Source organism: Elioraea tepida, assembly GCF_019203965.1.
In the GTDB taxonomy this organism is placed as follows: Bacteria; Pseudomonadota; Alphaproteobacteria; order Acetobacterales; family Acetobacteraceae; genus Elioraea_A; species Elioraea_A tepida.
Map to the genome: position 1 here is coordinate 2,048,568 of NZ_CP076448.1, position 14,799 is coordinate 2,063,366.

The following is a 14,799-nucleotide window of genomic DNA, read 5'->3' on the forward strand; positions in this document are numbered from 1 at the left end:
GTGGCGGGGCGGGGTTGCGCGCTCGGCGCGGAACGCCGATATCGAGGCGCGATGTGGAACGAGCCCTATCTCGAGACGTGCTGCCGGTCGGCTCTGAACCGGCTGAAGGCGGCCGGCCCGATCGGCCGGCCGCCCGGGCTGATGGACGGGCCGTGCCTCGTCCGCCTCGAGCGGATGGGGTTCTGCGCCCGCCGCGGCGACGGGCGGTTCGAGATCACCGAAGCGGGGCTTGCCCGGCACCGCAGCGAGATCCTGAAGATCGCCGAGCCGGTCACGGCGTGAACCCGGTGTCGGCGCCGAAGCTGCCGCCGCGCCAGGCCTGACGCCCGGCCGGGGCCGCGCGCGGCAGCCGCACCGGCTCGGCGAGCAGGCAGCCGGCGACCGCATCGAGCGCATCGTCGTGGCCTCCCTTGGCGCCCGGGCGCCACTCACGCATCTCGGCGGCGAACCGCCCCTCGAGCACGGAGCGGTGCGCCCAGAGGCGGCGGGCGGCAAGCACCGGCTCGAGCGCGCCGAGGATGCGCTCGGACTTCGACCGCGTGCTCGTCCGCTCGGCGACCGCGCAGGGCACGCGCGCCCGCGCCATCTCGGCGCGCAAGAGCCCGGGCAGGAAGCGGCCGATGCCGTTGTTCTCGACCGTCACCGAGGGGAGGTGCAGCTCGCGCGCGATCAGCGCCACCTGGCGGCAGAGCTGGGTCGCGGCGTCCTCTCCGCCCTTTGGGTCGTGGGTGAGGTAGACGACCCGGTGCAGGTAGTGGTTGCCGTCGGCGTCGGTGAAGACGGCGGCGAGAACCGAATGGTCGCCCCGCTCGGGGGCGCCGAAGGCGGGGTCCCAGAAGCAGCTCGCGGAGACGAGCCGGGTCTCGCCGAGCCTCAGCAGCATCCCGCCATTTCCCATCGTCAGCGAGAGCTCGGCGTCGTAGCGGACCATCTGCGCGGGGTCGAGCCGTGCATCCTCGGGCGGCTGCGGCTCAAGTTGCATCTGGGCGGCGAAGGCGCGCGGGCCGACGCGGCGGCGCATCAGCGCGATCCGCTCGGGCGTGAACCGTTCCGGCCAGGCCGAGGCGCCCGCCTCGTCGAGCAGCGGAATCCTGAGGCGATGGAAGCCGGCGAGATAGGGCTCGGCGCCGTCGCGGCCGCGGTCGGCGTAGATGCTGTCCTCGGCATGCGGCGTGCCGATGAACAGCGTGGTGCCGCCCGGGACGAGCACGAACTCGATCTCAGCGAGCCGCGCGCGCAGCTCCTCCCGTTTCGCTGCCGTGTCGGCGGTGTTCGGCACCTCGACGTCGTCGACGATCACGACATCGGCCCGGCTGCCGGTGATGTTGGCGCCGATGCCGCGCGCGAGCATCGAGGGGTCGCGTCCCGCCCCCGGGCGGTGGACGGTGAAGCGATCGGCCGCCCATTCGGTCGGCGCGCGCGGGCGGATGTGGCGGCAGAGCGGATGGCGACGGATGATCTGCCGAACGCTGCGGACCATCTTCGTCGCGAGTGCCGTCTCGGCCGAAAGAACGAGGAGGCGCAGCGTCGGGTCGCAGGCGAGCAGCCACGCGCAGTAGAGGCCGACGACGGTCGACTTCCCCGCGCCGCGGAAGCACGTCAGCAGAAGCCGCGTGTCTCCCTTCTCGCGGCGCAGGTTGAGCCAGCGCGCGATCCGCCGGTGATGCGCCGGCGTGCCCTGATTGTTCAACCGGTTCCAGATCCAGAGGAAATGCGGGAACGGCGTGCGTTCGATCGCGTCAGCCGCGTCCGACCCGGTCGTCATCGTCGCTGTCCTCCTCGCCCGCGAGCGCCTCGCGCGCCTCGGCGATGAGCCGCGCCTCCTCCTCGCTCGCCTCGACAGCCTCCGGCTCCACGCCGACGAGACGCGCGAGCCGCATCAGGAGGTCGAGATGCGCAAGTGCGGCCTTGCAGGCGGCGTGGTGCGCGGCGAAGGCACGCGCGTCGCCCGCCTCCGGCTCGTCGTTCATGAAGGTGCGGTAGCTCTCGATCACGCGCGTCGCCGCCGCCTCGAGCTGGGCGCTGATCAGGGCCCGCAGCGCCTTCACGTCTTGATCACGCGGAGCCGGAGCGTGCCCGAGGGTAGGTCGATGGTGAAGGCGGAGCGGTTCCACGCCATGACCGCGACCGTGTCCGCTGCGAAGACGGTGCCGAAGAAGAGCACGTCGGCGGAGGCGACGCCGAAGCCGACCGTGACATGGTCACCGATCGCGGCGCCGGGCACCGTGACCGTCTGCACGGCGGAGGCATTGGGCACGAGCGCGGGCGGGTCCCAGCTCGTTTCGGCAACGAGCTCCCGCTTGCCGTGCGGCAGGCCGGGCAGGCCGAACAGAAGCGACGGCGCGTGGCGCGGATCGGCAGTCAGCCTCAGCCCGCGCAGCTCCGCGTTCGCCGCGCCGCGAACGACCCCGATCAGCGCCGTCGCGACCAGCGGGGAGAGCCAGATCGCCGGCAGCGCGGTTCCCGTCGCCTCGTTGAGCTCCGCCGCCGACACCCACCAGCCGCGCGCTGCGTCGTAGGTGATCGCCCCGGTCGAGAGCCGGACGAGCACGCCGGCGGCGTCGGTCAGAAGCGCGCCGGACGCATCGAAACAGAACACGACGAGGCGGACCGGATCGCCGTCCAGCGCGAGCGCGAAATTCCGGCAGGCGCCGGTTCGAACCACGAAGCCGAGGCCGCGGCCCGGGCCGAGGGTCACGCCGCGGGGCCCGAGCGTGTAGCCATCAAGGCCCGGGCGTGCGGCGGCGGCGAGTGTGGCCGGTGCGGCGGCGGTGCCGTCGATGCAGGCGAGCTGGTCGAACCCCGTCTGGGTGGCCGACCAGCGGAAGGCCGACGCGCGGAGATTGGCGATCGTCGCGACCGGCCGGCTCAGGGCGAGCGACGGGATGGCTGCCTGGCGTGAGACGACCGCCGCGCCAGCGCGCCCGGCGCCGACGCCGTACTCGACCGCGAGGGGGCCGGGCACGGTCGCCGCGGCGACGTCGTAGAGATGGTCTTCGGCCGAGCCGGTATGGCGGGCGACGATGCTGCCCGGGCCGGAGAGGCGGATGTCGCGCGCCACAAGCGACCGGCCGTCGGTCTCGACGAGGAACGGAATGCCGGCGGCGCTGCCGGCGCCGAGCGCGAAGAAGGGCGAGTCGAACACGAGCCCGCTCGGCGCGCGGTTCGCGCCGGGAGGTGCCGAGACGCGCACGCCGAAGCGCTCGAGCGAGGGGTTGACGCTCGCGGCGACGACGAAACGGCCGCCGACGACCCGCAGGGTGGAGAGCGCGCCCGCACTGTCGCCGCTGCGGAGATCAAGCCCGATCCGGTTGTTGGCGATCCGCCCCAGCGTGAGCGTCGTGCCGGTCGCCGCTGCACTCTCCGCAAGCACCTGCACGCCGATCGTAAAGCCCGAGGCCTCCGCGATCTCGATCGAGCAGTCGCTCGGCGTGCGCAGCAGAACGCCGATGTCGTCCTCGCTCGACCAGTCGGATGGCACGGTGCGGACGACGCGTATGCCCTGCCACAGCCTGCCCTGGACCGCCCCCGGGCCGCCGCTGCCGAGCGTCAGCACGGCCGCCGGCGACGAACCCGCGTAGAGGATCCTGCCCCGCATGACGAGGCCGGCCGCCGCCGCAGGCAGCGCCACGGGGCCGGAGACGAGGAAATCACCCTCCGGGATCAGCACGATCCTGCCGCCGGTCGCGGCGGCAGCGAAGGCAGCCTCGAGCGCCGCGCGATCGTCGGTCAGGCCGTCCCCTGCCGCGCCGAAATCGCGCACCGACAGAGTCTCGGCGAGCTTTTCCGTCACGGGGCGCGGCACCGCGCCGGCGCCGGCCTGCAGGAAGGTGCCGGAGACCTCGCCGCCCCCCGTCGCCGGGTAGAGCGAGAGCACGCCCGCGCTGTCGAAGCCGATCAGCCGGTTCGCCCGCGCCGCGCGCGACGGCAGCACCGGCTCGGGCGCGGTGTCGAAAGGCGCGAAGCGGAGCGCGCGCGCGGCCTCCTCCGCCACCTGCTGCAGCGCCGCCGCCTGGACGTCGAGCTCGTCGTTCAGCACCGCGGCGCGCAGCTCGCCATTTTCCTGGAAGTCGGTCACGCGCCCAAGCGTGAGCAGGCGCCGGAGCGTGACCACGGTGCCCGCCGGAGGGGGCATGTCGAACACGACCGTTCCGCCCCCGGACCGTCCCGCGCCTGTGACGGAGAAGCCCTCGTAGAGCCGCTCCTCGCCCAGATAGACCGCGATGTCCGAGGGCCGGAAGATCGGGAAGGGATAAGTGAAGACCGTGTCCGTTCCGCTCGCGAGATACTGGATCCGCGGGGACGCGGCGCCGATCGTGATGTGGTCGCCCATCGTGGCGCTCTCCTTCCGGGTCGGGTCGCGTCAGTAGCTGAGCAGGCTTCGGATCGACTGGCCGAGGCTCGAGGCCAGCGTCGCGCCCGCGCGCACGAAGGGCAGGAAGCTGCCGCTGTCGTCGAGCAGCGAGCTTCTCCTGGCGGAGAGGCGGAGGCGGAGCTGCGTGGCATCGGCGTCGTCCCGTGCGCGTGCCTCCTGCTCGAGGCCCGAGACGAGCGCCGCCGCCGAGCCTTCGCCGGAGGCGAGCCCGCCGGCGGCGAGGCGTGCGCGGGCGGAGGCGACGGTTCGGGCGAGCGCCTCGCGGCGCTGCCGCTGCGCCTCCTCGGCCTGGGCCTGGAGCTGGGCATTGCGCAGCGCCTGGGCCTGGGCCTGCGCCTGGGCCTGGGCGGCGGCCTGGCGGCTCTGCGCCTGCGCCGCGGCGAGGCCGGCGATGCCGGAGACGAGCGAGGCGAGCGGTGCGATCTGTGCCATCAGTCGTTCACCCTGATCTCTGTGGTGACGGAAAGCAGCGTCAGCGGCAGAGGCGCGTCGCCCTCGATACGCCACAGCGGCCGGCTGGCGTCGCGTCGCCAGCCGATCGCGCGCAGCGTCCTGTCGCCGGTGAAAGGCTGCGGGCCGCGGTCAAGCAGGGCCGTGCCCAGGCGACGGAAGGGCACGGGCCTGAGCCCGGCGCCGAGGTCGACCGAAAGCGCCGCGGTCTCGAGAAGCCGGAACGTCACCGAGACGAGCCGCACGGGGCCCGAGCGCGCGCCGAACTGGGAGGCGAGCTCCGGCGGAAGCGGCTCGATCAGATGCGCAAACCCAAGCCCCGCTTGGGCGTCGCGCGCCGGCGGGTCGAGCGGCACCGCCCCGCCCACGACCACCGCCTCGCCGCGCGGCGCGCCGTCGGCCACCACCTCGACCCTGCGGCCTTCGAGATGGTCGAGCCCCGTGAGGGCGGTGGCCGCGGCGGCGGTGACGCGGCGCACGCCGGCATCGACCGAGAGGGTGGGGTCGAGCCGCTCGAGACGCTGCGTGCCGTCGCGTTCGACGATGAAGTAGACCGCACCCTCGACCTCGGCGACGGAGCGGAACGCGCCATCCGTCTCCTGGCGGGTCCAGGCGGTGACCTGCTCGGCGCGGTAGAGGGTCAGCGTCGCGAGCCAGCCCTCGGCCATGACGATGTGCAAGAGGCGCCCCACCTGGTCGTAGGCCATCGAGACCGGCCGGTCGACGAGATGGCGCGCCACCACCGCGAGGTCGGAGGACTGGTAGGCCTGCTCGACATCGGCGAAGGCGAACTCGTGCACGCTGCGGCCGCTGCGCGAGACGAAGATCGTCGCCCCGTCGACGTCCACCGGCGGCACGAGCCGGTCAACAGGGGACCCGATCCGGGTCTGGCGGTTGAGCTGGATGTTGCCTGGGGTCAGCGGGTCGCCGCTGACCATCCATTCCGCTCCCGAGGTGAACACCTGGAGGTGGCGGCCTGAGAACACGGCGCGGATCGCGTTCACCTGGTCGGAGACGAGAGCGAACTCGATCGCCTCGTCGTCGAGGCCGGTGCCGAGGTCGAAGTTGAAGAGGTCCCCCGTACGGCTGAGCCAGAGCCGGTTCGGCAGGTCGCGCGAGCCGCCGATCACCAGCCGGTCCTGGTGGAAGCAGAGTGTGGCGGGCCAGCCGCGCGCCGGCGAGAACGCCGCCTCGTCCCAGTCCTTGGTCGCCGCCGTGCCCGCGAGCGTCTCGAGCACGGTCGCGGTGGCGACCGTAGGCGAGCTGACGCCGGCGATCCGGACGCGCTTCTTGCCGATCCGGAACTCGGCGCCGGCGTGTTCGGGCACGAAGGTCGGGGCGGAGGCGGTGAGCGTGACCGTGCCCGCGGTGCCGCTTGCGGCGAGCGTCACCTCTTCGTCGCCGAACCGGAAGAAGGGCAGGGCGACGAAGCGCCACGGCGCGAGCGAGAAGGTCTCGCCCGGGCCGCGCGTCAGGCGCTGCGGCGGCTCGTCCGGGTGGGCGATCAGCATCGTGTCGGCGCTCTGGGTCCAGGCGAGCTGCGGCAGCTGCGCCTGCGCCCAGGGGGTTGCGAGCCGGGCGAGTTCCGTCTCGCCGCGGAAGACGATCAGCAACCGGTCGAGGAAGGCGAGGAGATAGGTCTGCTCGGTGTTGAACTCGAAGGCGGCGAGCCTTCCGGGCCCGGGCAGGACGGTGATGTGGCGCAGGCCTGGGCGGCGGCGCACGCCGCCTGTGGGCAGGATGAACACGTTGCGCAGCCGGCGGGCGCCGTTCTCGTAGGCACGCAGGTCGGGGCGTCCGAGCAGCTCGTCGGCAAGCTCGCCGGCGGCGAAGCTCGTCTTGAGGCGGCGGATCGAGGCCATGGTCCGGTCAGCCGCGGGCGGCGATCAGCGAGAAGTCCTGGAAGGCGGGCGGCGTGTCCTGCTGGCTGTCGGTCAGCCGTGCCGCGCGCAGCTCCTCTGCGGCGAGGCGGAACAGGAGCTCGGCGCGCGAGGTGTTCTCGGTCAGCGGGATGCAGAACTCGGCGGCGAGGCGGGCGATCAGCGCGCTGTCGAAGAAGGGTGGGAACGTCGCCTCGGCCGGGCGGAAGATGTAGGTGAGCACGATCTCGGGGGCGTCGGCGTGCAGCCGGTTCTCGGCGATCCGGTAGGCGACGCCGCGCCCCTGGCCGCCGGTTCCGGCCGAGAGGGCGCGCAGGAAATCTGCCGGAAGCTGGAAGGCGTGGGCGAAGTCGGCCGCGGGCGGGGCGGCGAGGCGCGCGAGCTTCAGCTGCGCGGTGGCGAAGCTCCAGGGGAAGGCCGAGAGCAGCGCGTCGCGCACCGAGGGGTAGAGGTTCGCCGCCACCTCGGCTTCGGCGGTGCCGTCGTCGAAGCTCGAGATGGTCGAGGCGCCGATCTTGAGCAGAGCGCGCGAGCAGAGGGCGATCGCCGAGAGCGCCATGGCCGAGTGTCCTTCGGAGAGGGAACCGGAACCGGAGAGTTCCCCCTCCGCCTCGCGGCGGAGGGGGAGGGAGGCTCACGCCTCGCGGCAGCGCAGCCGGACGATGCCGTCCGGGTCGATCAGGGTCGCGCCCTGGCTCATCATGTTGTTGACGAACCAGGCGGCGCGCTCGCCGTGCCAGGTGATGTCGGTCTGCACCTCCGCGCCCACCGCATGGCCGATGGCGGTGCGGTGGTACCAGTAGCAGAAGCGGAGATTGCCCTGGCGGGTGAGCCCGCTGTGCGGGATCCAGAGCGTGCCGAGCCAGCGCTTGGCCTGGGTGCCCTTCCAGGGCAGCTCGTCAGGCCCGACGTAGTCGGCATTGGCGAACTCCTGGATGTTGAGCAGCTCCGACCACTGCTTCCAGCCGACGACGGCGAAGCGCTGCCCGTCATCGGGAACGTCGGCGGCGCCGAGCATCTCGAAGGCGAGCAGGATCTTGGCCTTGGTGAGCCCGTCGTCGTCGGTGGTGCCGGGGGCGGTGCCGGTCGCCTCCCGGGTGGCGCCGTTCATCGCCGCGATGATCAGGTCGTCGGTCTTGCGGCCGAGCGCATAGGCGCCGGCGTTCGCCGTCACCTGCCGCTCGTCGTGGTTGATCTTGAGCTCATCGAGCTTGTCGACCCAGTCGCCGGCGTAATAGTCGGCGAGGAAGCACTCGACCGGCGTGTGGTCGACATTCATCACCGGCACCGCGCCGTGCCGCGCCTTCGTGCCGGCGATTCCCTTGCCGACCTTCTGGAACACGGTGGACGCGCCCTTCACGCCGGTCTTCGACCGCACGGTGGGGCGGAGCTTCGAGCCGAGGCGCTGATAGGCCTCGTGCACCTCCGTCTGGAACTGCTTGACGAAGGACTGTTCGATCGAGGTGGCCACGATCGGGGATCCTCATCCTTGGGGTTGCGTTCTGGGGTCGTGGCGGCGGGCGGGTTGTCCGTTCCCTCGCGCGGGAGGGGGGCCTCGCTCGCGGCCGTGCCCGCGGGCCGCGACGGTTCTGCCGGCGCGGTTGGCCGAAGGCGGAAGGGGTGCGGGGCGAGCCGTGCCGTGGGGCAGAGGACGGCGCGGCTCAAGCCCCGCTCAGGCCCGCGCCGCGTGCGGCCACGGGCCGTGTCGACCTCGCGGCGGCTCAGGCCTCGCCGGGGAAGAGCCGTCGGAACCCCTCCGTCACGCGGGCGACGAAGTCGGGGTCGCGTTTGCGCCAGTAGCGCGGGTCGCGCATCATCTGGCGCAGCTCCTCCTCGGTGACCGTGTCCTCGGCCTCGCTCTTTGCGATCAGTGTCGGCTCGCCCTTCTCCATCATCGCCTTGAGCGCGAGCACGCCCGAGGCGGTGGAGGAGAGGGCCTCGAACACGGCAGGCGGCAGGTTGGCGCGCCCCCAGGCCGAGAGCTGCTTCGCGGCGCGCTGCCAGCGCTCCTCGCCGCCGAAATGCGCCCGCAGCTTGTCGAGCTCGCGCTCGGCCTCGAACATCTGCGCCGCCTCGGCGATCAGGGGCAGGAGCCGCTCGGCGGCGAGGTCGTAGACGAGCTGCACCTGAGCGGGCGTGAACCCCGCCTTGTGCAGCCGCGCGTTGACCTCGGGATCGGAGGTGACGAGCGGGTGGCGCGGCTCGATCCGGTAGGCGTCGGGCGTGTCCGGAACGCCGATGGCGCGGAAGAAGCGGAACCGTTCTTCCTCGTCGGCATCGTCCCCCGGAACGGTGACCATGCGCGAGAGCTTGCGCTCGAGCTCGCGGTAGGACTTGAGCAGCGCTTCGAGGCGGATCTCGCCGGCAGCCTCGTCCCAGAACTTCTCCGGAACGTCCGCCGGCCGGCTGCCCTTCGGCTTCGGTGCGGCGTCGTCCTCGAGCGTGATCTCAAGCAGGTTGTCGGGCATGTCGTGCTCTCCGGTGCAGGGTCGCTTCGGTGTCAGGGGGCGAGGGGGTCGGCGGCGAGCGCCGCCGCTTCGTCGGCGCTGATCACGAGGTCCGCCGGCACGCCGAGCAGCCGGGCGAGCCAGCGTGAGGCGGCGGCGGCGTCGGCGGTGTGCGCGGCGTCGGGCCCGAGAGCCCGCACCACCTCGAGCCACATCAGCACGCCTTGGGCGTCGGCGCGGGCCTGCGCCTGGGCGATCGGGGATCGCATCACGAGCACCGCCGCCTGGCCGTCGAGCGCCACGGGCGGAACGATCCCCCGCCGGCGCAGAACCGCAAGGCAGCGCGCGAGCAGCGGCTGCAGGAGCTCCGCCTGCAGGCGCCCGAAGGTTGCGCCGAGGATGCGCACCATCTCGGCCGAGCGCTCGAGCACCTCGGTCGCCGTCATCCGCGCTCCCTGGACGGGGCCGAGCCGGTCGGCGAGCAGGGCGTGGCGTATGCGCGCGCGCAAATCGTCGAGCACGAGCTGGCTGACGTCGAACCGGCCCGGGGCGGCGAGCGGCGTCAGCCCCGAGGAGCCGACGGCCTTCGGGATGATCGCCCCCGGAACGAGGCGGATATTGGCCGGGTTCAGCACGCCGTCGTCGTCGGCCTGCCAGATCCCGGTCACCGCGATCGAGGCGTTCTTGAGCACGAGCTCCACCACCTTGTTGGCGGTTCGGATGTCGGGCAGCGCCTTCATCACCGGGCTTCGGCCGTAGGTCTCGCCCGGCGCCTTCATCCAGCGGAAAGCGATGAAGGGGGAGGTGGCGAAGCGTCCCTCGGCGAGGACCACCGGCGCCTCGCCGTCGGCGGCGAGGATGGCGGCGTAGTCGTAGCCGCGCGTCGAGGGGATGACGGCCTCGACGACCCGGTGCCGCCGCGGCTCGTCGCCCGGCGCCTCGGCAAGCCCGCGCGGCAGTGCTACGCCGCCGAAACGGCCGAGGATCTCGGCAAGGGTCAGCGACGAGGTTCGGAACACCGTGTCAAGACGGTGCTCGGGGCCTTCCTCGAGCGCCACCTCGGCGAGCGGCACGGCGGCAAAGCGAAGCGCCGAGGGCTCGCCCGGGGCGGCCTCCTCGACGGCGAGGCAGGCGGTGCCGGCGACCACGAGGTCGAGGAAGCACTGGTGCATTTCGACCGTGAAGTTCGAGCGCGCGAGTTCCCCGTGCAGCGCCTCGGCGGCGTGCTCGAGCATCGCCGCCTCCTTCCCAGCCGGGTCGGCCTTGCCGTTCGCCGTGCCGCGTCCGGGGGTGAAGCCGAACCAGCGCGTCCAGGGCGGCGTCAGCTCGGCGAGAAGCGAGGCGGCGAGCTGCTCGGCGGCATCGGCGGCCGTGCCGTCATAGAGGGTGGGCGTGGCGTCGGTGGCGCGGCCGGGAAGGGCGAGGTCGTAGCACTCCTTCCAGGTGGCCTCCCAAGGCCTGCGTCGCGCGAGGGCGCGGCGGTGCCGGGCGAGCAGAGCCTCCGGGTCGAGCCCGGGCGCAGCGCCCGGGGGTCGGCCCTGTCGTGCGGTGGTGCTCATTCGCCGAGCAGCGACTTGCGTTCGACCGCGGGGAGTTTCTCGACCAGAACGCCGCGATAGGAGGTCACGACCGTCCCGGCGAGGCCGCGGCGGCGGCGCTCGAGCGCCTTGAGCCGCGCGGCGCGCGCCGCCTCTTCCGGGTCTTCCTTCGGCGGCGGGGCGACGGGCGGGGGCTCGGGCGGTGGCGGCGGCTTCGGTGCGGAAAACAGGCCACCCATGGGCACTCTCCTCGCGATCGCGGACGGCGGAACGGGCACGCGCGGTGCCGGACCTCCCCGGCCCGGAAAAGGCGACGGCCCGGTGCGAGCGCACCGGGCCGTCAAGTCAGGGAGGGGAGGATGGAGCCTCGAGGCGCACTGCGCCCCTTGGCGGAAGCGGTTCTAGCCCGGGTTCGCCGGACCCGTCAAGGTATTTTTTCCTACAAGCGGCTTTCCGTTCATCTCCCTGCTCAACGTACGGTAGAGGGCGTAGGGGGAGAACAGGAATCGGTGCCGCTTCCCGAGCAGCGCGAGGCAGGCGGTCACGCAGGTCGCGGGCAGGAGCGGCGGGAGCCAGGAGCGCCGCGGCGGGGCGGGCGTGAACGGCCCGAGCACACGGAACCCGGCGCGGCGCCAGAACCCGGGCAGGTCGAAGCTTCGCGGCGCGGCGAGGCGTTGCACGACGAGCCGTCCCGAGAGGGGGTCGACCAGCGTCCAGCCCTCGGCGTCGGCAAGTGCTGCGAAGCAGTGGCGGAAGCCCGGCCGGAACAGCCTCAGCCACGCCATCTCCGCCCGGCCGGCGAAGGCGATCCAGACCTCCTCTGTCGCGCGTCCGCGCGAGCGCGCGCGGCGATCCTCGCCTCTCACGCCACGATCCCCTTGAGGCGGAGCGGCCAGTCCAGCCGGTCAAGCGCCTCGCGCCAGAGGCGCCAGGCGCTCCGGTCGGCCGGGTGGCGCGGGTCGGGCGGCACCTGGCGCTCGCCATACATCTTGAGGATCCGCACGTGAACGAGGTCGATCCGGCGCTGGCGATACAGCCGGTCGAGGCAGCGGACCACGTCATCGGGTTCGCACGGTCGCGGCTTGACTCCGAGGCCGGCGACGATCCGGGCGCCGGCGGCGCGGGCGGACAGCCCGGCCATGGTCCAGAACCAGGCCTCCTCGGCGCTAGCGAAGGGAACGACATCGCTGATGTCGGTCAGCACCGGGGCATGGCGACGATGCGACGCAAGCGACATGGGGCGGTCTCCAGGAGGGCGCGCGCCGGGAGGAGGCGGACACGCCGGGGTTGAGAACAGAACGGGAACATATTCCCTCATGCGCGCCGCAACCGCAAGCGGAAAACGGACGATGTTCCTAATGAAATCGCCGAGAAGTCCTAGGATAGTGTCCCTACCATGCGGCACGAGGATATCTGGCGCGCGATCGACGCGCTCGCCGCCGAGCATGGCCTGACCCCCTCAGGCCTCGCCCGGAAGGCAGGGCTCGACCCCACCACCTTCAACCGCTCGAAGCGGGTCACGGGGGCGGGCAAGCCGCGCTGGCCCTCGACCGAGAGCGTGGCCAAGGTGCTCGATGCCGTCGGCGCTCCGCTCGAGCGCCTGACCGAGCTGATCACCGGCAACCCGGCCGCCCCGCGCCGCGCCGCCGCCGCCGCGCCACGGCGCATCCCGCTGATCGGCCTCGCCCAGGCCGGAGCGGAAGGCTATTTCGACGACGCTGGCTACCCGGTCGGCGGGGCCTGGGACGAGATCGAGCTTCCCGCGATCGCCGACCCGCACGCCTATGCGCTCGAGATCTCGGGCGACTCGATGGAGCCGGTCTACCGTGATGGGGACATCGTCATCGTCTCGCCCGCGGCGCCGACCCGGCGGGGCGATCGCGTCTGCGTCCGCACGACCGACGGCGAGGTCATGGCCAAGGAACTCGTCCGTCGCTCCGCCCGGCGGATCGAGCTCGCCTCGCTGAACCCGGCCTTCCCGGGCCGAAGCTTCGACATCGACGAGATCTCCTGGATCGCCCGGATCATCTGGGCGAGCCAGTAGACCCGTCCGGACCGGCTCACCCGACCGGCGCAGGCTCCGCCCGCCCGCCGCGTGCCAGAGCCGGTACGAGCGGAAGGAGGCGGAGCAGGTCCCGCTCCGCCTTGCACACCATGTAGTGCTCGGCCGGCGGCGTGTCCCCCTCCGTCTCCTCGGCGAGACGATCCGACTCCGTCAGCGGAAAGGCGGTGAGCCCGATGTCACCATAGACGTGGAGGAGGTCCGGCCCGACCCGCCAGAAGGCGGGGTCGACCCCCTCCTGGTCGCACAGATCGCGGAAGCGCCAGATCGCGGAGATCCGATCGTGCTCGTCGCCCGCCGGGTCGCCGAGGCCGAGCCAGATCCCGGGAAGCCTGCGGAAGGCGATCGCCGCCTTGCCGGCCTCGCCGAACACCACCCCGTCCGCCTCGCGCGCCACAGGCGCGGCATGGCCGAGCGCGGCAAGCCGCGCCCGCGTGGCAGGATCAAGCGGGTGGACCTCGATTCGCGCCGGCCGCAACAGACGCCACAGGGCGAACACGAGCAGCGCCACGCCGAGCCCGATCGTGGCGCGCAGCGACCAGGGCGTGTCGGCGGCGAGCACCACCGACAACCAGGTCTCGTCGCTCCGGTCGCGGCGGAGATGGGCGAACAGCGCGAGCGTGATCGCGCACGCCGCGAGCGAGGCCACGGCGGCGAGCCAGCTCGCCGTGAAGGGCTCGCGGACGAGACGTGTGTCGCGATAGAAGCTGCGCCGGAACGGCGCCACGGCTGCGGCGATGCCGACGAGCAGGAGCGGTGCGACAAGCCCGTGCCCCTTTGCCGCCGCCGTCGTCGCCCCGAGCAGAAGCAGCGCGAGCACCATCGCCCAGGCGATCGTGACGCGTCGCCACAGCCCCCAAGCGACCACGAGCAGCCCCGCACCGATCACGCTCGCGGCGAAGTGCGACAGCTGCACGAGCGGCGCGGCCGGCTCGGCGAGCCCGCGCGCGGCGAGCGCCACCGTCGCCTCAACAGGTGGCAGCGAGCCGAGGAAGAGCATCATCAGCCCCGCAAGCGTCACGGCGGCCGCGAGCACGGGCACGACGAAGGGCTCGCCCCAGCGCGAGGCCTGCACAAGCGCCCGCGACACCGCAACGCGTCGGATCAGGACCTCGTTCGCCGCGAACAGCCCGCCCGCGAGGAACAGCGGCAGGATGTGGTAGAGCAGCCGGAAGACGAGCAGGGCGCCGACGATGGTCGCGGCATCGAGATGGGGCGCAAGCCCGACGAGCATCGTGCCGTCGAACACGCCGATCCCGCCCGGCACATGGCTCGCCATCGCCGCGGTGTAGGCGGTGACATAGACCGCGAGGAAGACGAGGAGGGTGAGGCCGGGCGCGTCCGGCAGGAGCACGTAGAAGATCCCCGCCGTCAGCGCGACATCGACGGTCGCGAGCAGAACCTGTGCGGCCGCCATGCGCGGCCCGGGCAGGGGAATGGCGGTTCGGAAGAGAACGATCGGCTCACGGCGGACGAGCCCCACGAGCGCATAGCCGAGCACGAGGCCGAGCATGACGAGGCCGACCGCCGCCATCACCGGTGTCGGCACCCACCCTCCGAAGCCCGGGATGGCGTGCGGCACGGCAAGCAGCACGAGTCCGCCCAAGGTGAGCCCGCCGAGCACGAAGGTGAGGCTCGTGAACGCGACCACACCCGCGATCTGCAACGGTGACATGCCCCAGAGCACATAGAGACGGTAGCGGATCGCTGCGCCCGAGAGCGTGGCGAAGCCGATGTTGTGCGCGAGCGCGTAGGCCGTGAACGAGGCGAAGGCGATCCGGCCATAGGGGAGCGGATGGCCGACGAAGCGCGTCCCCAGCGTGTCGTAGGCGGTCAGAACGAGATAGGCGACCACCGTGAGCGCGAAGGCGAGGAGGATCGACGGCTCAGGTATCGCGTCCATCGCCGCGAGCACGTCGGCGAGCCTGAGCGCGGCGAGCTCGCGCTGCACCACCCAGAGCGCGCCGACGACGAGCGCGACCCCGAGCGCCGCGGGAAGATGGCGCGCAAGCGACCGGACGCGGCTCATCCTCCCTCCGCCACGCGC

Annotated in this window: 15 protein-coding genes; 2 read left to right on the plus strand and 13 right to left on the minus strand. The window is 72.6% G+C overall.

Going from position 1 to position 14,799, the window contains the following annotated elements; translation table 11 throughout:
• Positions 1-51: 51 nt before the first annotated feature.
• Positions 52-282: a hypothetical protein gene (locus KO353_RS09840; RefSeq protein WP_218284489.1), complete on the plus strand. Its 231-nt coding sequence runs from the start codon at positions 52-54 to the stop codon at positions 280-282.
• Here KO353_RS09840 and terL read toward each other — a convergent pair.
• From terL to KO353_RS09900, 12 genes are all read right to left on the minus strand, one after another.
• Positions 272-1,765, minus strand: a complete 1,494-nt coding sequence (terL, locus tag KO353_RS09845) for a phage terminase large subunit (protein ID WP_218284490.1) — start codon at positions 1,763-1,765, stop codon at positions 272-274. The two genes, KO353_RS09840 and terL, sit on opposite strands and share 11 nt — an antisense overlap.
• Positions 1,740-2,048: a hypothetical protein gene (locus KO353_RS09850; RefSeq protein ID WP_218284491.1), complete on the minus strand. Its 309-nt coding sequence runs from the start codon at positions 2,046-2,048 to the stop codon at positions 1,740-1,742. Before KO353_RS09850 ends, terL begins: the two co-directional genes overlap by 26 nt.
• On the minus strand, positions 2,045-4,333 hold the full coding sequence (locus KO353_RS09855) for a glycosyl hydrolase family 28-related protein (RefSeq protein ID WP_218284492.1): 2,289 nt from the start codon (positions 4,331-4,333) through the stop codon (positions 2,045-2,047). The genes KO353_RS09850 and KO353_RS09855 overlap by 4 nt, the downstream gene beginning before the upstream one ends.
• A 30-nt stretch (positions 4,334-4,363) precedes the next feature.
• Positions 4,364-4,807 (minus strand): hypothetical protein, encoded by a 444-nt coding sequence (locus tag KO353_RS09860; protein ID WP_218284493.1) that lies wholly within the window; start codon positions 4,805-4,807, stop codon positions 4,364-4,366.
• The gene (locus tag KO353_RS09865; RefSeq protein WP_218284494.1) at positions 4,807-6,687 is read right to left on the minus strand and encodes a hypothetical protein; all 1,881 of its coding nucleotides are present in this window, start codon (positions 6,685-6,687) and stop codon (positions 4,807-4,809) included. The genes KO353_RS09860 and KO353_RS09865 overlap by 1 nt, the downstream gene beginning before the upstream one ends.
• 7 nt (positions 6,688-6,694) lie before the next feature.
• The gene (locus KO353_RS09870) at positions 6,695-7,264 is read right to left on the minus strand and encodes a hypothetical protein (RefSeq protein ID WP_218284495.1); all 570 of its coding nucleotides are present in this window, start codon (positions 7,262-7,264) and stop codon (positions 6,695-6,697) included.
• 75 nt (positions 7,265-7,339) lie between these two features.
• Positions 7,340-8,176 carry a phage capsid protein gene (locus tag KO353_RS09875; protein ID WP_218284496.1) on the minus strand — a complete coding sequence of 279 codons (837 nt, stop codon included), beginning with the start codon at positions 8,174-8,176 and terminating at the stop codon, positions 7,340-7,342.
• Between the two features lie 250 nt (positions 8,177-8,426).
• Positions 8,427-9,173: a capsid assembly protein gene (locus tag KO353_RS09880; RefSeq protein ID WP_218284497.1), complete on the minus strand. Its 747-nt coding sequence runs from the start codon at positions 9,171-9,173 to the stop codon at positions 8,427-8,429.
• Positions 9,174-9,205: 32 nt separating this feature from the next.
• A complete protein-coding gene (locus tag KO353_RS09885) occupies positions 9,206-10,711 on the minus strand; it encodes a portal protein (RefSeq protein WP_218284498.1) in 1,506 nt (501 codons plus the stop codon).
• Complete coding sequence (locus KO353_RS09890) at positions 10,708-10,929, minus strand: hypothetical protein (RefSeq protein WP_218284499.1); 222 nt, start codon at positions 10,927-10,929, stop codon at positions 10,708-10,710. The genes KO353_RS09885 and KO353_RS09890 overlap by 4 nt, the downstream gene beginning before the upstream one ends.
• A gap of 162 nt (positions 10,930-11,091) precedes the next feature.
• Entirely contained in the window at positions 11,092-11,556 is a 465-nt protein-coding gene (locus tag KO353_RS09895) for a hypothetical protein (RefSeq protein ID WP_218284500.1), read from the minus strand.
• On the minus strand, positions 11,553-11,927 hold the full coding sequence (locus KO353_RS09900; RefSeq protein ID WP_218284502.1) for a hypothetical protein: 375 nt from the start codon (positions 11,925-11,927) through the stop codon (positions 11,553-11,555). The genes KO353_RS09895 and KO353_RS09900 overlap by 4 nt, the downstream gene beginning before the upstream one ends.
• Positions 11,928-12,086: 159 nt before the next feature.
• Between KO353_RS09900 and KO353_RS09905 the strand changes: the two genes are divergently transcribed.
• Positions 12,087-12,734: a S24 family peptidase gene (locus KO353_RS09905; protein WP_218284503.1), complete on the plus strand. Its 648-nt coding sequence runs from the start codon at positions 12,087-12,089 to the stop codon at positions 12,732-12,734.
• 16 nt (positions 12,735-12,750) lie between these two features.
• Here the strand turns inward: KO353_RS09905 and KO353_RS09910 are convergent, their stop codons facing one another.
• Complete coding sequence (locus tag KO353_RS09910) at positions 12,751-14,781, minus strand: phosphatidylglycerol lysyltransferase domain-containing protein (RefSeq protein ID WP_218284505.1); 2,031 nt, start codon at positions 14,779-14,781, stop codon at positions 12,751-12,753.
• Positions 14,782-14,799: the final 18 nt, after the last annotated feature.